The organism is Rhizobium viscosum (assembly GCF_014873945.1).
In the GTDB taxonomy this organism is placed as follows: domain Bacteria; phylum Pseudomonadota; class Alphaproteobacteria; order Rhizobiales; family Rhizobiaceae; genus Rhizobium; species Rhizobium viscosum.
The window spans coordinates 783,988-799,923 of record NZ_JADBEC010000001.1 but is presented as its reverse complement, the minus strand read 5'-3'; the positions used below and the strand labels follow the sequence as shown (position 1 = coordinate 799,923).

Genomic DNA, 15,936 nt, shown 5'->3' with positions numbered 1-15,936 from the left:
CGCCTGTAAGCTCCCCTCGGCTGCTGTACTTGATCCCTATATGGCGCATTCTCATTGTTCACAGAAGGCCCGTTTTTGACGATGAAGCGTTCTGCAAACATTGACGATGGCTCGCGCCCACTTGATATCAGTCAATGCGCTTTATCTATCCAGAGAGGAGGTTGACGACGAAGATCAACACCTCAAGGAGGATCGCATGTACAAGAAGATTATCGTTCCAGTTGAGATCGGCGGCATCGAAAAAGGCGAGAAGATTTTCCGCAAGGCGGCAATGCTGCTCGACAATGGCGGCGAGATCATCCTCCTCAATGTCGTCGAGGATATTCCGACCTATGTCGCCATCGAATTGCCGGGAAACGTCGTCGAGGGCGCCATGAAGGAAGGCCGCGACCGGCTGAATGAGCTCGTTGCCAAGACCGGCATTCCGGCCACCGTCGAAGTCCGCAACGGCCCGCCCGCCGACGGCATTCTTGCCGCGGCGGAAAGCCACGGCGCCGACCTCATCATGATCGCCTCGCATATTCCCGATTTCTACAATTATTTCATCGGTGCCACCGCCGACCGCGTGGTGCGACACGCCAGGTGCTCGGTGCTGGTGGATCGGTAGGACGTCAAGCCATGGATATGAAACTTCAGGAAAAGATCCTGCGCGACCGCTGGCACGAACTGACCGCGCGCCTGCGCAAGATCGACACGGATCTCGGCCGCACCAAGGCGACCGATGACGACGACCGCGCGATTGAAAACGAGAATGACGAAGTGCTGGAAGGTCTGGGCCAGGCGGGCGAAGACGAGTTGCGCGCCATCGACGCCGCCCTCGAACGTATCGCCAAGGGCACCTACGGCACCTGCGCCCGCTGCGGTGCTGCGATCTCCGAGGCCCGTCTTGCAGTGCTGCCACAGACGCCGCTCTGCGAGGATTGCGCGGCGGGTAGGTAAGTACGCCATCAAAAACGAGCATGGCTCGTCACAAAGATTTAACCCGACGCCACCGGGCGTCCGGTTGCGCCCTCGCCAATTCAGTGCGACGATCGCCTCACTCTGAGCAAGGGTGCGCGCATGGGCGAGTTCAACGGCATTCGCTGGGCCTACGACAGATATGAACTGATCGCTGACGGCATCGTCCACGGCGTCGGCCTGTTCTTTGCGCTGATCGGCGTAACCGTGCTGATCTTCTACGCCACCCTCTGGAGCCCCGCCGGTGCGCTGGTTGCTGCCTGGATTTATGGCGTGGGGCTGGTGCTGACGCTCGGCATTTCCTTTTCCTACAATATCTGGCCGGTCTCGCGCACCAAATGGTATCTGCGCCGGCTCGATCACTCGGCGATCTTCATTCTGATCGCCGCCACCTATACCCCTTTTTTGGAGCGAGGTGCCGATGATCCGCTGCTGATGGGCACGCTGATCGTCATCTGGGCGATCGCCGCCTTCGGCATCTTCGTCAAATGTGTTTTTCCGGGCAAGTATGACCGACTGGCGATCCTGCTTTATCTCGCCATGGGCTGGAGCGGTGTCTTGGTGGCCGAGCCGGTCGCCTCGCGCATTCCCTATGCTTCCATGCTGCTGATCGTTATCGGCGGTATCATTTATTCCCTGGGCGTCGTCTTCCATGTCTGGGAGAGGTTGCGCTTCCAGAATGCGATCTGGCATGGCTTCGTGGTGGCAGCTGCCGCCGTGCATTATTCGGCCGTGCTGACCTGTTTCAGTCTGCCGGTCCCCGCCTTCTGATATCTGGCGTTTACATCGGCCTGCACCCAGCGTATGCCCCGGCAGAAGACCATTCCGAACCGGGCCTGCCAAATGACTGTTACCGTTCTTATCCGGGACGCCGCCGAAGCTGATCTTCCAGCTATCAGAGATATCTACAATCACGCCGTCGAGCACACCACCGCGATCTGGAACGAGACGCTTGTTGATCTCGACAACCGGCTGGAATGGTTCAAGGCGCGCAAGGGCAGGGGCTTTCCGGTCATCGTCGCCGAAATGGACGGCAAGGTCGCCGGTTACGCCTCCTATGGCGATTGGCGCACCTTCGATGGCTACCGCCACACGGTCGAACATTCCGTCTATGTCGACAAGGATTGCCGTGGTGCCGGCATCGGCGAAAAGCTGATGCGCGCATTGATCGAGCGTGCGAGCGCCGGCAATGTTCACGTCATGATCGCCGGCATCGAGGCCGAAAATGCCGCCTCCATCAAACTGCACGCAAAACTCGGCTTCCGCATCGCCGGCACATTTTCCGAGGTCGGCATCAAATTCGGCCGCTGGCTGGATCTCACCTGCATGGAATTGCGCGTTCCGAAAGCCTGACGGGCCATCGCCAGATTGATTGCCGGCGGGGACTAACCATATTTTTATCGTAGTCTGCGCCTTGTAGAAATCTCTGGTGGCGCGACTCGCGGAGGAGAGGTTGATGTTTGGACGCTCGGTGCTAGGTCTTTCGGCTTTTCTGGCCATGGCAGCCTATTCGCTGCCGGTGATGGCGGCCAGTTGCGGCAGCACGGCTTCGCCTGAACTCGACTGGCAGGAGTGTAACAAGAAGAACCTGATGCTTCAGGGCAGCGACCTCCAGGGCGCCAATCTGGCCGGCACGGATTTCTCGCTGACGGATCTCGGCGGTGCCAACCTCAAATCCGCCAATGCGGAAAAGGCGACCTTCGTGCGCGCCTCGCTTGAAGGCGCCACCGTGCAGGGCGCGAACTTCGGAAAAATCGAAGCCTATCGATCGACTTTTGCCAGGGCCATCGCCGATGGTGCAAGCTTTGCCGGGGCGGAGTTGCAGCGGGCCGATTTCACCGGGGCGCAGCTGACGAAGGCCAATTTCGAGAAGGCCGAACTGGGGAGGGCCAATTTCGACAAGGCGGTGCTGACAGGCGTCAGCTTCGCGCTCGCCAATCTCTCCCGCGCCGATCTGACGGGCGCAAGCTTTGAAGGTCCGATCAGCTTCGACCGCGCCTTCATGTTTCTGACCCGCATCGAGGGTCTGGATCTGTCCGCCGCGACCGGCCTGCAGCAGGCGCAGATAGACCTTGCCTGCGGCGATTCCTCGACAAAGCTGCCTTCGGGGCTTTCCGTCCCTTCAGATTGGCCTTGCCCGCAGGAGCAGGACTAATTCCAGCAAAAGCGTGTAGCGGTTTTGCGCTCGGAATTGCGTGGAAACAGGGCCCTTTGGTTCAGGCGAGACGACCAACCGGAATGATCTCGCGCGACTGCGCATGGAACGGGTTGCCTTCCCAGTCGCCGTACCATGCATCGACGGTGAGCCCGGCATCGCTGATCATTCGCGCAAGCTTGTCGCGCGGCGTGTAGAGGATTTTCGAGCGCCCGGCGAAGTGTTCGCCGGGCGAGAGTACCCGATAGCCGTTCTCATAGGAAAGAATGCCGGTCGCCTCATCATAATGCGACTTGTCCGAGGCCTCGATCGCACCGAGTTCCGCATGTTCGAGCTGGCGCACACGGCCGTGGCGCACGTCGCGCTCCCCGCGGAAACCGGGATTGCGCGTATCGAACACGAACCGACCGGTAGGGCTGAGATGTGCGGCAATTGTCGCAAGGGTGGAGCGCTGGTCCTCTTCCGTCAGGAAGACCTGGAACGCATGGCCCGTCAGCACGATGAGATCGTATTTCTTCCCGAGGCGAACGGTGCGGGCGTCACCCTCGACCCATTCCACCTTGTCGCCGGCCGGCCGCGTCCTGGCGATGTCGAGCATCGCGGCAGCAGGATCGACGCCCGTGACGTTGCGCGTTGCGGCGAGCGCTGCCGTCAGCTCGCCGGTGCCGCAGCCGAGGTCGAGCGCGGAATTGGCGCCTTCCGCAAGCCTCATGCAGAAGTCGAAATCCGGTCCCCAGCGATTGGCCGTATCGTAGAATTGCGCAAGTGAAGGATCGCGGTAGAGGGGATCGTCGGAAATCGTGCTCATGCGCCTGAATTCTTCTCGCTGATGTAGAGATAGCGTTCCACTGTCTCGCCGGCCGCATTCTGCTTGCTGAAGACCTCCCGTCGCTGATGCACCCGCCCGGCGACCTTCTGCGAGGGAAGATTTTCCAGGCTGACGATACTGACGAGGCGCGACAGTCCCATGACTGAGAAGGCGTGATCGCGGCAGGCAAGCGCGGCCTCGGTGGCATAGCCCTTGCCCCAATAATCCGGCCAGAGATGGTAGCCGAGCTCCGGCTCCATGCCGCGTGACGTGTCCTGCAGCGTGATCCCGCAGTCGCCGAGCAGATCGCCGCTCTCGCGATCGATCACGGCCCAGAGGCCGAAGCCATTTTTCTCATAGCTTCCGAAGGCGAGCCTGTCGAAGAAATCGCGCGTTGCTGCGGCATCCTTCACGGAAGGGTAATACCGCATGCACAAAGGATCGGCGAAAATGCGCTCGAGCGCCGGCAGGTCCGAAACAGTGATTTCTCGCAACACCAGCCTGTCGCTGCGCAGGATTTCCCGGATGATGGACATTGTTTCATCCCTCTGTCATGGAGCACGCCTAAGCCGCGCCCATCGCTTCCTCCCGATTTATAGGAGAGCTCCTGCCATGGCATCTGTAAAGATACGCGTCATCATTATCGGCGCCGGCATCGTCGGCGCTTCGCTCGCCTTCCATTTCGCCCGGCGTGGAGCCACTGTCCATGTGGTGGAGGAGAATGCGCAAGCCGGTAGCGGCGTGACGGCACGTGCCTTCGGTTGGGTGAATATCATCAACATCGCGCCGGGAGCGGTCAATTACCGCCTGGTGCAGGAAGCGCTCGCCGACTATGCCCGGCTGCAAGCCGATCTGCCGGATGCTTTTGTCGCCGCACGTCCCGGCTCGCTGTTCTGGCTCAAAGGTACTGCCGAAACCGAAGCCTTTGCCGCAGCCCATCGCGCCGCAGGCACGGATGTCGAACTGGTCGATGCCGCAAGGATCGCGAGATGGGAGCCCAATCTGCTTGAGCCCCCTGCCTGCGCGATCTTCTCGCCACGCGATCTCGCGCTCGACCCTGCAAGGCTGTCACGCAACCTGATCGATGCCGCCGGCGTAGCTGCCATCCATGGCCGGAAGGTCGAAAGCCTCATCCTTTCGGGTGACCGGGTGCGTGGCGTGCGTCTGGCCGATGGCACGATCGAGGCCGATCTTGTGATCCTCGCCGGCGGAACGGCAGTTGACCGCCTGACGGAAAGCCTGGGCTTCCGGACCGGCGTCGAAGCCTCGCCCTCGATCATCCTTCGCTACGGCTGCGCGGAGCCTGTCGTGAACCGTATTCTCCGCGGCCCTGGCCTGGAAATCCGCCAGTCGGCGGACAACATGCTGCATGTTGCTAAGGGCTTTATCGATGATACCGCAGAGAACGCACCGGAAAGGGTTGGTTGGCGGATCTTGAAGGTCATGCGTGACCGCCTGCGCCTGCCCGAAGGCGTGTCACTGGTCGAGGCGGCTGCCGGTTACCGGCCCGTCTTTTCCGACGGAATGCCGCGGCTCGGTTTCCTGCCCGGCATCGAGGGCGCCTATGTCGCCGTCGGCCATCCAGGCGTCATTCTCGCACCGCTGCTCGGCCGGCTTGCCGCAGAGCATGTGCTGGAAGACCGGCGCTCGCCGCTCATCCCATCCGCCGGCCTGATATAAAAAAAGCGGACCCGTGGGTCCGCTTTTCTTTTAGTTACAAGCCTTTACTTGCCGGGCTCGAAAACCATCGCATGCCCGTTGATGCAGTAGCGCAGGCCGGTCGGCGGCGGTCCGTCAGGGAAGACGTGACCGAGATGGGCCTCGCAGGTACCGCAGCGGATCTCTGTGCGCACCATGCCGTAGGTGGTGTCGCGGTGTTCGGTCACGGACTCTGGAGAGACCGGCTCGAAATAGCTCGGCCAGCCGCATCCGGCATCGAACTTCGTGTCGGAGCGGAAGAGCGGCGCATTGCAACTGACGCAGCGGTAGAGACCGGTCTCGAAGGAATCCCAGTAGGGACCGGTAAAAGCGCGTTCGGTGCCGTGCTGGCGCGTGATGCGATACTGCTCGGGAGTCAGCAGTTCCTTCCATTCGTCATCGGTCTTGTGAACTTTTGGTGTGGTAGTCGTTTCGGCCATGGAGTGCTCCTTTCGCCGATGGGGGCAATCTCTTTTCGTGCGCAAATGTGGTGCGCTGAGCACGATTGATCAAGTCTGGGATCAGCCCTCACAATCAAACCTGCCGCGTCAAGGCCCCAATTGCCATCTACCCAATTCGGGGGAAGACGACGAATCACCCGTGCTTTATCTTTAGTGTGCCATTAAGCTTAATGCTGCGTGTTTCGGGGACAAACGGTGTTTCATACTCTGATGATTGTTCTGTACGGCGCAGTCGCCGCAATCGCCCTGGGCGTGACCCTTCTGGAAGGCTGGGTCAATCACGACCGCTGGACGGTGCATCGCATTGCCGGGCTGATCGCCTGCATTCTCTGGCCTTTGCCGCTTGCTTTCTTCATCCTGCACGGCTCCTTTTCCCGTCTCGTCACGCGCCTTTCCTGAACGTAAAGCCTGCGAAAACCGCCGCCTGCATCCATTGCGGGTTGCCGAAATTGCTTGAGGCTGGCAGCCGATTCACCTAAGCCTTTGGAAAAGGCTGATTGCCGGCTTTCATCCGTGCTCACGGGGAGGGGACATGGCCGATGTCACGGCTCTGACATTTCTGGCCCTGTGTCTGCCGTTGATCGGCGCTCTCGTGGCTCCCTTCATCATTCGCGCCTTCGGCGCAGGCGGCGCCTGGCTGCTCGCCGTCGCCCCTTTGCTCGCCTTCCTGCATTTCCTACATCTCGTGCCGCAGATCGCTCAGGGCGAAATCATAACCGGCGGTTATGACTGGGTGCCGGGCCTGGGCCTGCGCTTTTCCTGGTTCCTTGACGGGTTGTCGCTCACCTTCGCCCTGCTCATCACCGGCATCGGCACGCTGATCGTGCTTTATGCCGGCGGATATCTGAAGGGCCATCCGGACCACGGCCGGTTCTTCTCCTTCATCTTCCTCTTCATGGGCGCGATGCTCGGCGTCGTGGTGTCGGACAGTTTCCTGATGTTTTTCATCTTCTGGGAGCTCACTTCGATTACCTCCTTCCTGCTGATCGGCTTCGACCATGAACGGGAGGCGGCACGCCGCGCCGCTTTGCAGGCACTCGTCGTCACCGGCGGGGGAGGGCTGCTGCTGCTTGCCGGCTTGCTCCTGCTCTGGGGACAGACAGGCGTTGCGCAGCTGTCGGAACTGATGCCGTTCGGCGATGTCGTCAGGGGCAGTCCGCTCTATTTCGCAACCCTGTTGCTGGTGCTCGCTGGCGCCTTCACCAAATCGGCACAGTTTCCATTTCACTTCTGGCTGCCGAACGCCATGGAAGCGCCCACACCCGTTTCGGCCTATCTGCATTCCGCCACCATGGTAAAGGCCGGCGTCTACCTGCTGATGCGGCTGAATCCGGTCATGGGCGCAACACCTGCGTGGGAGACCCTGCTGCCCGTCTTTGGCGGCCTGACGCTCGTCACTGGCTCGGTGCTTGCGATCCGCCAGACGGATCTGAAGCTGAAACTCGCCTATACGACCGTCTCTTCGCTTGGCCTGCTGGTGCTGCTGACCGGCTTCGGTTCAGATTATGCTATCGAAGCGGCAGCGCTCTATCTGGTGGCGCATTCGCTCTTCAAGGGTGCGCTCTTCATGATCGCCGGCATCATCGACCATGAAACTGGCACGCGGAACATTACCCGCCTGCGAGGCCTGCGAAAGGCCATGCCGCTGACCTTCACGATCGCCATGGCCGCCGCCCTTTCCATGGCCGGCCTGCCGCCCTTCTTCGGTTTTCTCGCCAAGGAGGAAATCTATACCGCCATCGCCGGCAGTGACCTCTATCCTATCCTCGTCACGGCCATCGCCGTCTTCGCCAATGCCCTGATGTTCGCGATCGCCTTTGCGGTGGGACTGAGACCTTTCGTCGGCAGGTTGGTGGAGACGCCCAAACATCCGCATGAGGCGCCGGTCCTGCTCTGGCTCGGCCCTGCCGTCCTTGCTCTGGCAGGTCCGCTTGCCGCACTCTTTTCCGGTGTCACCCATAGCGCGATCTCCTCTCCCATGGCCTCCGCCATTGCCGGCGCTCCCAAGGAGCTCTCCATTTCGCTGACCCCGCATATCGGCCTACCGCTTGCCTTGTCGTTGCTGACGATCCTGCTCGGCATCGCTGTCTACTGGCAGCTCGATCGTTCCCGTACGTTCGTCGCGTACGTGCTGCACTCCGCGCGTGGCCCGGATCGCGGTTTCGATCATTTCATCGCCGGACTCGTCCGTTTCGCCCATGGCGTCATCGGCGTCGTCCAGCCGAGACGTCTCGATCTCTATGTCGCCTGCACCTTTGTCTGTGTGGCTGCGATCCTGCTCGTGCCGCTCGTTACCCATGACGGACTGCCGCTCGGCCTTGTGTGGCCTACAGACCTGCGCCTGCGTGAAGCGGGCATCATGCTCATCGCCATGCTCGGCCTTATCGCCGTGCTGATCGCCCGCGACCGGTTGACGGCGATCGTCTCACTCGGCATTCAGGGTTTTGCTGTCGCGCTGATCTTCCTGCTCTTCGGCGCCCCGGATCTCGCCTTCACCCAGTTCATGGTCGAAACGCTCGCGGTCGTCATCCTCGCCCTCGTCATGACCCGTCTGCGCCTGTCGCCGACCGATTCGCGCCACGGCGCCCGCCGCCTCTTCGATATCGCGCTTTCACTCGCCTGCGGCCTCGGCTTCGCGCTGCTTTTGATGCGTGCCACGGAAGCACCGTTCAACTCGGCGCTTAGCGATTTCTTCAATGCCCATTCGAAGCTGATCGCCCACGGCGCCAATGTCGTGAACGTCATCATCGTCGATTTCCGCGGCACGGACACGCTTGGCGAAATCGCCGTCGTGGCGGTGACGGGCCTCGCCATCCTCGCGCTCATCCGCATCCGCGGCAATACGGAGCGCCGGCTGGCGACGAACGATCCAGATGCGGAGGAGGCATGAGACAGGTCTCTTTGGAATCTGATTCTGTCCTCGCAGCGAATGCAGCGTTCGAGGTATCGCGAGACGTTACCGTTTCCCCTCATTCCTGTGCTTGTCACAGGAATCCAGCCTGCCCAAGTCCTTGGGCAGGAGAGACTCTTTGGTTTGCTGCAAATGAGTCATTCACGACGCAGACGCGTCGTGGCTGGATTCCTGTGACAAGCACAGGAATGAGGGAGGTTGGTAGACGTCCCCGGCCTTCTCAGCCTCTTTGTGGAGGCACGCGATGAACACCCTCATCTTCCGTACGGTCGCCCCCTTCATCACCGCGCTGATGCTGCTTTTTTCCCTTTTTATCCTGCTGCGCGGCCACAATGAGCCGGGTGGCGGCTTCATCGGCGGGCTGATCGCCGCTTCGGCTCTGGCGATCTACGGCATTGCCTTTGGTGTGGAGGCAGTGCGTCGGGCGATCCGTTTCCACCCGCTGGCGATTGCCGGCTTCGGTCTGCTGCTCTCCTGTCTCGCCGGCCTGATCTCTATCGTCTTTGCCGTGCCCTTCATGACTGGCCTCTGGGTCTATCCCGTCCTGGCAGGCGTGGAAGTGCCGCTCTCCAGCGTCATGCTCTTTGATCTCGGCGTCTATTTCGTGGTGCTCGGCGCCGTCGCCTCGATCGCGCTGGCGCTGGAAGAAAGGGAGGCGGACTGATGGAAGCGCTCTTTGCCATCCTCGTCGGCCTGTTCTTTTCGGCTGCCATCTATCTGATCCTGTCGCGCTTCTCGATCCGCATCATGCTCGGCATCGCCATTCTCGGCAACGCCGTGAACCTGCTGATCTTCACGGCAGGGCGGCTGACCCGCGTAGTGCCGCCGATCATACCCGCCGGGGCCGACATGCTGCCATCAGGCGCGGCCAATCCGCTGCCGCAGGCGTTGATCCTGACAGCCATCGTCATCTCGTTTTCCTTCCTCGCTTTTCTGCTGGTGCTGACTTACCGCGCCTATCAGGAGCTCGGCACTGACGATACGACCCGCATGCACGATGCCGAACCCGAAGAGCGGCCGCTGCCGCCTGTGGGGTATTGAGGATGGTTGTGCGGATGCTCACCCCCCTCTGCCCTGCCGGGCTGCCAGGGTCGAGCCACGGGTCTCGACCCGTCCTTCGGACCCCCCACAAGGAGGGAGATTGGCAAGTGGCGGGGCTTTCGCACGTCGCTGACGTTGCGCAGCTTCCAACGCCTATTGTTTGGGGAAGCCCGCGCTTCCAGCCGATCTCCCTCCTTGTGGGGGGTCCGAAGGACGGGTCGAGACCCGTGGCTCGACCCTGGCAGCCCGGCAGGGCAGAGGGGGGTGCTCATCCGCCGACCATCAAGGGAGGCACTCCCTGATGGCCGCTCCCGTCACCGACCTCTCGACCGCCATGGTCACCACCCCGGTCCCGCCAGCCCACTGGCTGGCGATCCTGCCGGTCGTGCTCTGCATCAGCCTCGGCGCGCTGCTCCTGATGCTGCGCGGCCTTCCCCGACTGCAGGCATGGATCGCCATCGCCGGCCTTGCCGGGCTTCTTCTTCTCGACACCGCTCTGTTGCGACAGGTCGTCGAACACGGTCCGCTCACCATGGTCATGGGCCGCTGGCTGCCGCCCTTCGGCATCGCTTTTACGGTCGATGTCTTCAGCGCGCTGATGGCGCTGGCCGCAGCGGTCGCTGCCCTGGCTGCCGGCATCTATGCCCTGTCAGATACCACCGAAAGCGGCCGGCGATACGGTTTCTTCCCGCTGCTGATGCTGCTGATGGCAGGTGTCACCGGCGCCTTCCTGACCGGCGATATTTTCAACCTCTATGTCTGGTTCGAGGTGTTGCTCATCTCCTCCTTCGGCCTGCTGATCCTCGGTTCCGAACGGGCGCAGATCGATGGCGCGCTGAAATATGCGGTGCTGAACCTCATCGCCACGACGCTGTTCCTCATTGCTGTCGGTATCCTCTATGCGAGTTTCGGCACGCTCAATATGGCCGACATCGCCGAGCGGGCAGCAGGCTTGAGCGCCACCGCACCGCTGATGACGCTCGCCTGTCTGTTCCTGCTCGCCTTCGCCATGAAGGCAGCGGCCTTTCCGGTCAATTTCTGGCTGCCGGCCTCCTATCACACGCCGCGCATTGCCGTTTCCGCGCTCTTCGCCGGCCTGCTGACCAAGGTCGGCATCTATGCGCTGCTGCGTGTCCTGATCATGCTGCTGCCGGCCGAGCGCGATGAGCTCAGTCTGCTGATAGCTGTCGTCGGGGCCTTGACCGTTCTCGTCGGCGCATTGGGCGCGCTCGCCGAGACCGACCTGCGTCGTCTGCTCGGCTATGTGGTGATCTCGGGCATCGGCAACATGCTGGTCGGTGCCGCACTCGGCACCGCCGATGGCCTCGGCGGCGCGGTCTTCTATGCGCTGCATTCGGTGGTGCTGATGACGGCGCTCTATCTTCTGGCCGGCGAAGCGGGCAGGCGGGGCGGTTCCTTCTCGCTGGCCGCGCTCGCCGGTCTCTATCGCCAGAGTGGCTGGTTTGCCGCGATTTCGCTTATGCTGCTCCTGGCCGCCAGCGGCCTGCCGCCCTTTTCCGGCTTCTGGCCGAAGGTGCTGCTGGTCAAGGCCTCGCTCGATGTCGGCGCCGGGTGGCTGGCGGGCGCGATCCTGCTCGGCGGCTTCCTGCTGACAATCGCCTGTGGCCGCGTCTTCCTGTTTGCCTATTGGCGTCCCGCCCCCCAGATGCTCCCGCCGGTGCGAACCGGCTGGACGGCCGGCCTGCCGCTTGCTGGTTTGACGATCCTCGTCATCGGCTTTGGCGTCCTGCCGGAGCAATTGCTGCAGCTCGCGCGCTCCGCCGCTGACGGGCTTGCCGATCCCTCCGCCTATATCTTCTCGGTCTTTCCGGAAGGGACTATACGATGATCGTCCTGTTCCTCAGTCTGCCGCTTGCCATTGCCTGGGTCGCCGTGACCGGCAGCGCCTCGCCGCATAATTTCGTTTTCGGCCTCGCCCTCTCGCTGCTGTCGCTCGCCGTCGTGCGCGAGGCCTTTGCCGACCGTTCGCCGCCGCGCCGCATCCGCCCGCTGCACATCCTTCTGCTTGCCGGCCTTTTCCTGAAGGAGCTGGCGCTTTCGGCCTGGCGGGTGGCGCTGACGGTGCTTTCGCCGCGTATGCAGCTTACTCCCGGCATTCTCGCATTCCCGTTGACGGTGACGGATGATTTCCAGATCACTCTGCTTGCCAACCTCATCACGCTCACGCCCGGCACACTTTCGGTCGATGTGTCAGAGGATCGACGTACGCTCTATGTGCACGCACTGGACTGTGCCGATCCGCTGGCGCTCAGACGCGATATTGCTGACGGGTTCGAGCGCCGTATCATGGAGGCCTTCGGATGATAACGCCCGCCGCCATCGTTTCCACTGCCGCAATCGCAGCGCTTGGTATTCTTTGCGTGGCGCTCTTGATTACGGTCTGGCGGGTTGTTGTCGGCCCCAGCCTGCCGGATCGCATCCTGGCGCTCGACATGCTGACGGGCATCGCCATCGGCTTCATCGCCGTCGTCGCGGTGCGCACCGGCTTCTCGCTTTACATCGATATCGCCATTGCGCTCGGCCTCGTCGGCTTTCTGGCAACCGTCGCCTTCGCCCGTTTCGTGCTCTCGCGCGGTACGGTGGGAGACGCTGGGTCCGGGACGCGAAGGAGGGGCAAATGATGCTGGATTATGCGCTTGCTGTTGTCACCGCCGTCCTGCTGCTGGCGGGTGCCTTCTTCGCGCTGGTGGCTGCAATCGGCATCGTGCGCCTGCCGGATCTCTATACGCGCATGCACGCCGCGTCCAAGGCCGGCACGGTCGGTTCCGGCTTGTTGTTGCTTGCCGCCGGGCTTTACTCGGGCGAACTTGCTGTGCTTGCAAGAGCGCTGGCCGGTTTCCTCTTCTTCATCCTGACGGCACCGGTTTCTGCACACCTTCTTGCGAGAGCTTCGCATATATCAGGGCATTTTCCAGCCGATATCTCAGTACGTGACGATATGCGAATGCGCTGAGGGCGGGGCTACTCAGAATTTTAAGCAATTTTACGCAAACTTATGCACCGGAAGTACGAGTAAAGCTTGCTGAACTGCTGACCAATTCTTTGTGATGGATTTTTTTTCTAGGAAAATCACAATTAATAATTGGCCTTTTGCGAAAACGATGCTATTTGAAAATCCAAGTAGAGTTCTGATTGTGAATTAGAATCGTACTGCTTCCAAGTCCCCTAGCCTTGATTACCAATGTCTAACTGGGTGACGGCCTGGAAGAATACGTAGTAGCTCACCTTCAGGCAGTATTGGTGCAGAGTGCGGCCTTCGGAATCTAGGGGTGGATTTCCGGTTTTTCGAAACAAAGGCTCTAACCTGCGCTTTTGCTGTTTGGCTCTACGACGAGGGTTCTTCGTCTTTTGGGAGAAGGACCGTTTGAGCATGCTAACAGGAGAAAGAATATGACGGATATGGCGACCGGCAATGCGCCGGAGCTGCTTGTGGAACTGACGGCCGATATCGTCGCGGCCTATGTCAGCAACCACGTTGTCCCGGTCAGCGACCTGGCCAATCTGATTTCCGATGTACACTCGGCATTGAGCAACACATCCGTACCGCAGCCGGTGGCAGCGGTCGTCGAAAAGCAGAAGCCTGCAGTCTCTGTCCGCAAGTCCGTACAGGACGAGCAGATTACGTGCCTGGAATGCGGTGGCAACTTCAAGTCCTTGAAGCGCCACCTGATGACGCATCACAATCTCGCGCCGGAAGAATATCGCGAGAAGTGGGACCTGCCTGCCGATTACCCGATGGTAGCCCCGGCCTATGCCGAAGCGCGTTCGCGCCTCGCAAAGGAAATGGGCCTGGGACAGCGCCGCAAGCGCGGCCGCGGCTGAGTATTAGACCGCTTGACGATAAAGAGCCGGGCCTGCTGCCCGGCTTTTTTGTATTTGCCGGTCGTCTCTTCCCATGACTTTTGGCCTTGTTATTTATCTTCAAAAAAAGCGCGGTAAAAAATGTCGGTCTGGTGATTGCTCATCCGTCTCTAAGACAATTCCAGCAAAAGTGCACAGCGGTTTTGTATTCGGAATTACGTGAGAACAAAGAGATCGAGCATCTCCGTGTTTCGAAGGAAACGGAGATATCAAGACAGGCAGGCGCTCATGCCGCCGTATGAGAGGAGAAGAGACAATGCGCGTAATGGTCATCGTCAAGGCGACAGCAGACAGTGAAGCGGGCGTCATGCCCTCGACTGAACTTCTGGAGGCCATGGGCAAGTATAACGAGGATCTGGTCAATGCCGGCATCATGCTGGCGGGCGAAGGCCTGCATCCGTCTTCCAAGGGAAAGCGCGTCGCCTTCGATGGCCCGAAGCGCTTGGTGATTGACGGCCCCTTCGCCGAGACCAAGGAACTGATTGCCGGTTATTGGCTGTGGCAGGTCAAGGACATGGATGAGGCCTTGGAATGGGTCAAGCGCTGCCCCAATCCGATGCCCGGTCCGAGCGAGATCGAAATCCGCCAGGTCTTCGAAGCTGCCGATTTCGGCGAAGCCTTCACGCCGGAGCTTGTCGAGCAGGAAGAGCGCCTGCGCGAAAGAATGGCTGAGGGCAAGTAATCCCATCCGAAGATGTTGTATGTGGGCGCCCGCGGAAATCTGCGGGCGCTCAGCCTTAGCCACTTCTGTATTTATGCCTGCTGCGCGCCCTCAGGCGACAGCGCGCACACGCGCTTCCTCGCGGATGCGGTTCACCATCGAGCGCAGCCCGTTGGAGCGCTGCGAGGAGAGGTTTTCGGTGAGTCCGATCTTGGAGAAGATTTCGAAAGCATCGAGCGACGCGATTTCGGACGCCGTCTTGCCCGAATAGGTGGCGAGCACGATGGCGACGAGGCCGCGCACGATATGTGCATCGGAATCGCCTTCGAATGTCATGACCGGATCGTCGGGATTGCCTGACGTATGCGTCACCAGCCATACTTGGCTGGCGCAGCCCATCACCTTGTTCTCGGAAGTCTTCTTCTCGTCTGCCAAATCAGGCAGCGCCTTGCCGAGTTCGATGACGTATCGGTAGCGGTCTTCCCAATCGTCCAGGAAGGAGAAGTCGTCGATGATCTGGTCGAGGGTCGCCATGCTGTCAGGCCTTTCACTGTTACTGGATGATATAGGTGAAACGACCGCAGATTTGAACCATTAAAAAGAAACGCCGTGAGGGATGGGCATCCTCACGGCGCAGCAAAGTGCTGAAATAAACAGGGCAGGCACGTCAGGCATGGGGCATCTCCGCGTCATGCGGACCACCGATGCAAGCTTGGGTACGGGCGGATGCCCGCGAAATTCGTCAGATCGCCGGTTTCGGCGTCGGCAGCGGGATCGCGCCAGGCGGAATGGTGCCAGCCGAGATAGTGCCAGTTACGACCTGTTCGGCCGAGGCGCCGTCATCGACCGGCGGGCGGTAGGGCTGCGGCAGGTGCGGCATCGGCTGGTTCAGTGCGGCCTGCGCCTCACGTACCATGTTGCCAACGGCATCCAGGGAGGGAGCGGCGACTGCCACAGTCGCCGGCGGCACAGCCGTCTTTGCGGAAGCCATTTTGGAGCTGTCATCCCTGAACTGGCTATCGAGCAGCTCATAAGCGACACGGGCGCCTTCGCGGGCCCGGTAGCCGAGAGCCGTCAGGGTTTCCCCACCCTTGCTGCAGACCTCGGGCTTTTCGGAGCACATGCCGGTCATATAGTCATAGGCGCCGCTTGCCGCGGTGAAGGCGTCGGAAAGCTGCAATTGCGGGTGGCCGGCATTGTCGGAGCTCTCCGAGCTGAAAACGGAGAGAGCGACGAGCACAAGGCCAAACCAGAATGATCCTTTGATCAGAAACCACATTGTCTTGCCCATCCTGTTTTCCCGTCCGGTCTTGTCGCCGAATCGGGCCGGTTGTCCGGTATGTCTGCACCTTACTGCCGAGT

21 protein-coding genes are annotated in these 15,936 nt (G+C 60.9%); 16 read left to right on the top strand and 5 right to left on the bottom strand.

The window, feature by feature from the left end:
• Window positions 1-196: 196 nt before the first annotated feature.
• From H4W29_RS04085 to H4W29_RS04065, 5 genes are all read left to right on the top strand, one after another.
• A complete protein-coding gene (locus H4W29_RS04085) occupies window positions 197-607 on the top strand; it encodes a universal stress protein (RefSeq protein ID WP_192727785.1) in 411 nt (136 codons plus the stop codon).
• Window positions 608-618: 11 nt separating this feature from the next.
• Window positions 619-939 carry a TraR/DksA family transcriptional regulator gene (locus H4W29_RS04080; RefSeq protein ID WP_192727784.1) on the top strand — a complete coding sequence of 107 codons (321 nt, stop codon included), beginning with the start codon at window positions 619-621 and terminating at the stop codon, window positions 937-939.
• Window positions 940-1,059: 120 nt separating this feature from the next.
• A complete protein-coding gene (trhA, locus tag H4W29_RS04075; protein ID WP_192727783.1) occupies window positions 1,060-1,728 on the top strand; it encodes a PAQR family membrane homeostasis protein TrhA in 669 nt (222 codons plus the stop codon).
• Window positions 1,729-1,800: 72 nt separating this feature from the next.
• Window positions 1,801-2,310, top strand: coding sequence for a GNAT family N-acetyltransferase (locus H4W29_RS04070; protein ID WP_192727782.1), 510 nt, complete (start codon window positions 1,801-1,803; stop codon window positions 2,308-2,310).
• Between the two features lie 103 nt (window positions 2,311-2,413).
• A complete protein-coding gene (locus H4W29_RS04065) occupies window positions 2,414-3,112 on the top strand; it encodes a pentapeptide repeat-containing protein (protein WP_192727781.1) in 699 nt (232 codons plus the stop codon).
• Between the two features lie 61 nt (window positions 3,113-3,173).
• Here H4W29_RS04065 and H4W29_RS04060 read toward each other — a convergent pair whose 3' ends face one another.
• Window positions 3,174-3,920: a class I SAM-dependent methyltransferase gene (locus H4W29_RS04060; protein ID WP_192727780.1), complete on the bottom strand. Its 747-nt coding sequence runs from the start codon at window positions 3,918-3,920 to the stop codon at window positions 3,174-3,176.
• Window positions 3,917-4,456 carry a GNAT family N-acetyltransferase gene (locus H4W29_RS04055; RefSeq protein ID WP_192727779.1) on the bottom strand — a complete coding sequence of 180 codons (540 nt, stop codon included), beginning with the start codon at window positions 4,454-4,456 and terminating at the stop codon, window positions 3,917-3,919. Before H4W29_RS04055 ends, H4W29_RS04060 begins: the two co-directional genes overlap by 4 nt.
• 76 nt (window positions 4,457-4,532) lie before the next feature.
• On the opposite strand from H4W29_RS04055, the gene H4W29_RS04050 reads away from it, so the two are divergent.
• Complete coding sequence (locus tag H4W29_RS04050; RefSeq protein ID WP_192727778.1) at window positions 4,533-5,600, top strand: NAD(P)/FAD-dependent oxidoreductase; 1,068 nt, start codon at window positions 4,533-4,535, stop codon at window positions 5,598-5,600.
• Between the two features lie 44 nt (window positions 5,601-5,644).
• On the opposite strand, the gene msrB is transcribed toward H4W29_RS04050, so the two are convergent.
• Window positions 5,645-6,058 (bottom strand): peptide-methionine (R)-S-oxide reductase MsrB, encoded by a 414-nt coding sequence (gene msrB, locus H4W29_RS04045; RefSeq protein ID WP_192727777.1) that lies wholly within the window; start codon window positions 6,056-6,058, stop codon window positions 5,645-5,647.
• Between the two features lie 216 nt (window positions 6,059-6,274).
• Here msrB and H4W29_RS04040 point away from each other — a divergent pair, with 216 nt between their 5' ends.
• The 10 genes from H4W29_RS04040 (at window position 6,275) to H4W29_RS03995 (ending at window position 14,595) form a co-directional block, all read left to right on the top strand.
• Window positions 6,275-6,478 (top strand): hypothetical protein, encoded by a 204-nt coding sequence (locus H4W29_RS04040; protein WP_192727776.1) that lies wholly within the window; start codon window positions 6,275-6,277, stop codon window positions 6,476-6,478.
• Window positions 6,479-6,611: 133 nt separating this feature from the next.
• Window positions 6,612-8,969, top strand: coding sequence for a putative monovalent cation/H+ antiporter subunit A (locus H4W29_RS04035; RefSeq protein WP_192727775.1), 2,358 nt, complete (start codon window positions 6,612-6,614; stop codon window positions 8,967-8,969).
• A gap of 265 nt (window positions 8,970-9,234) precedes the next feature.
• Window positions 9,235-9,654, top strand: a complete 420-nt coding sequence (locus H4W29_RS04030; RefSeq protein ID WP_192727774.1) for a Na+/H+ antiporter subunit B — start codon at window positions 9,235-9,237, stop codon at window positions 9,652-9,654.
• The gene (locus tag H4W29_RS04025) at window positions 9,654-10,031 is read left to right on the top strand and encodes a Na+/H+ antiporter subunit C (RefSeq protein WP_192727773.1); all 378 of its coding nucleotides are present in this window, start codon (window positions 9,654-9,656) and stop codon (window positions 10,029-10,031) included. The genes H4W29_RS04030 and H4W29_RS04025 overlap by 1 nt, the downstream gene beginning before the upstream one ends.
• Window positions 10,032-10,332: 301 nt before the next feature.
• Window positions 10,333-11,880, top strand: coding sequence for a Na+/H+ antiporter subunit D (locus H4W29_RS04020; RefSeq protein ID WP_192727772.1), 1,548 nt, complete (start codon window positions 10,333-10,335; stop codon window positions 11,878-11,880).
• Complete coding sequence (locus H4W29_RS04015; RefSeq protein WP_192727771.1) at window positions 11,877-12,356, top strand: Na+/H+ antiporter subunit E; 480 nt, start codon at window positions 11,877-11,879, stop codon at window positions 12,354-12,356. The genes H4W29_RS04020 and H4W29_RS04015 overlap by 4 nt, the downstream gene beginning before the upstream one ends.
• A complete protein-coding gene (locus H4W29_RS04010) occupies window positions 12,353-12,673 on the top strand; it encodes a cation:proton antiporter (RefSeq protein ID WP_192727770.1) in 321 nt (106 codons plus the stop codon). Before H4W29_RS04015 ends, H4W29_RS04010 begins: the two co-directional genes overlap by 4 nt.
• The gene (gene mnhG / locus H4W29_RS04005) at window positions 12,673-13,005 is read left to right on the top strand and encodes a monovalent cation/H(+) antiporter subunit G (RefSeq protein ID WP_192730668.1); all 333 of its coding nucleotides are present in this window, start codon (window positions 12,673-12,675) and stop codon (window positions 13,003-13,005) included. Before H4W29_RS04010 ends, mnhG begins: the two co-directional genes overlap by 1 nt.
• Before the next feature lie 437 nt (window positions 13,006-13,442).
• Window positions 13,443-13,874, top strand: a complete 432-nt coding sequence (locus tag H4W29_RS04000; RefSeq protein WP_007821525.1) for a Ros/MucR family transcriptional regulator — start codon at window positions 13,443-13,445, stop codon at window positions 13,872-13,874.
• A gap of 295 nt (window positions 13,875-14,169) precedes the next feature.
• Window positions 14,170-14,595, top strand: coding sequence for a YciI family protein (locus H4W29_RS03995; protein ID WP_192727769.1), 426 nt, complete (start codon window positions 14,170-14,172; stop codon window positions 14,593-14,595).
• Between the two features lie 90 nt (window positions 14,596-14,685).
• Here H4W29_RS03995 and H4W29_RS03990 read toward each other — a convergent pair whose 3' ends face one another.
• A complete protein-coding gene (locus H4W29_RS03990; protein ID WP_192727768.1) occupies window positions 14,686-15,108 on the bottom strand; it encodes a SufE family protein in 423 nt (140 codons plus the stop codon).
• 208 nt (window positions 15,109-15,316) lie between these two features.
• The gene (locus H4W29_RS03985) at window positions 15,317-15,853 is read right to left on the bottom strand and encodes a DUF5330 domain-containing protein (RefSeq protein ID WP_192730667.1); all 537 of its coding nucleotides are present in this window, start codon (window positions 15,851-15,853) and stop codon (window positions 15,317-15,319) included.
• Window positions 15,854-15,936 lie beyond the last annotated feature (83 nt).

Bases quoted from the DNA above. Each gene is read 5' to 3' on its own strand.
- H4W29_RS04085 (WP_192727785.1), top strand. From the start codon at position 197: ATGTACAAGAAGATTATCGTTCCAGTTGAGATCGGCGGCATCGAAAAA.
- H4W29_RS04080 (WP_192727784.1), top strand. From the start codon at position 619: ATGGATATGAAACTTCAGGAAAAGATCCTGCGCGACCGCTGGCACGAA.
- trhA (WP_192727783.1), top strand. From the start codon at position 1,060: ATGGGCGAGTTCAACGGCATTCGCTGGGCCTACGACAGATATGAACTG.
- H4W29_RS04070 (WP_192727782.1), top strand. From the start codon at position 1,801: ATGACTGTTACCGTTCTTATCCGGGACGCCGCCGAAGCTGATCTTCCA.
- H4W29_RS04065 (WP_192727781.1), top strand. From the start codon at position 2,414: ATGTTTGGACGCTCGGTGCTAGGTCTTTCGGCTTTTCTGGCCATGGCA.
- H4W29_RS04060 (WP_192727780.1), bottom strand. From the start codon at position 3,920: ATGAGCACGATTTCCGACGATCCCCTCTACCGCGATCCTTCACTTGCG.
- H4W29_RS04055 (WP_192727779.1), bottom strand. From the start codon at position 4,456: ATGTCCATCATCCGGGAAATCCTGCGCAGCGACAGGCTGGTGTTGCGA.
- H4W29_RS04050 (WP_192727778.1), top strand. From the start codon at position 4,533: ATGGCATCTGTAAAGATACGCGTCATCATTATCGGCGCCGGCATCGTC.
- msrB (WP_192727777.1), bottom strand. From the start codon at position 6,058: ATGGCCGAAACGACTACCACACCAAAAGTTCACAAGACCGATGACGAA.
- H4W29_RS04035 (WP_192727775.1), top strand. From the start codon at position 6,612: ATGGCCGATGTCACGGCTCTGACATTTCTGGCCCTGTGTCTGCCGTTG.
- H4W29_RS04030 (WP_192727774.1), top strand. From the start codon at position 9,235: ATGAACACCCTCATCTTCCGTACGGTCGCCCCCTTCATCACCGCGCTG.
- H4W29_RS04025 (WP_192727773.1), top strand. From the start codon at position 9,654: ATGGAAGCGCTCTTTGCCATCCTCGTCGGCCTGTTCTTTTCGGCTGCC.
- H4W29_RS04020 (WP_192727772.1), top strand. From the start codon at position 10,333: ATGGCCGCTCCCGTCACCGACCTCTCGACCGCCATGGTCACCACCCCG.
- H4W29_RS04015 (WP_192727771.1), top strand. From the start codon at position 11,877: ATGATCGTCCTGTTCCTCAGTCTGCCGCTTGCCATTGCCTGGGTCGCC.
- H4W29_RS04010 (WP_192727770.1), top strand. From the start codon at position 12,353: ATGATAACGCCCGCCGCCATCGTTTCCACTGCCGCAATCGCAGCGCTT.
- mnhG (WP_192730668.1), top strand. From the start codon at position 12,673: ATGCTGGATTATGCGCTTGCTGTTGTCACCGCCGTCCTGCTGCTGGCG.
- H4W29_RS04000 (WP_007821525.1), top strand. From the start codon at position 13,443: ATGACGGATATGGCGACCGGCAATGCGCCGGAGCTGCTTGTGGAACTG.
- H4W29_RS03995 (WP_192727769.1), top strand. From the start codon at position 14,170: ATGCGCGTAATGGTCATCGTCAAGGCGACAGCAGACAGTGAAGCGGGC.
- H4W29_RS03990 (WP_192727768.1), bottom strand. From the start codon at position 15,108: ATGGCGACCCTCGACCAGATCATCGACGACTTCTCCTTCCTGGACGAT.
- H4W29_RS03985 (WP_192730667.1), bottom strand. From the start codon at position 15,853: ATGTGGTTTCTGATCAAAGGATCATTCTGGTTTGGCCTTGTGCTCGTC.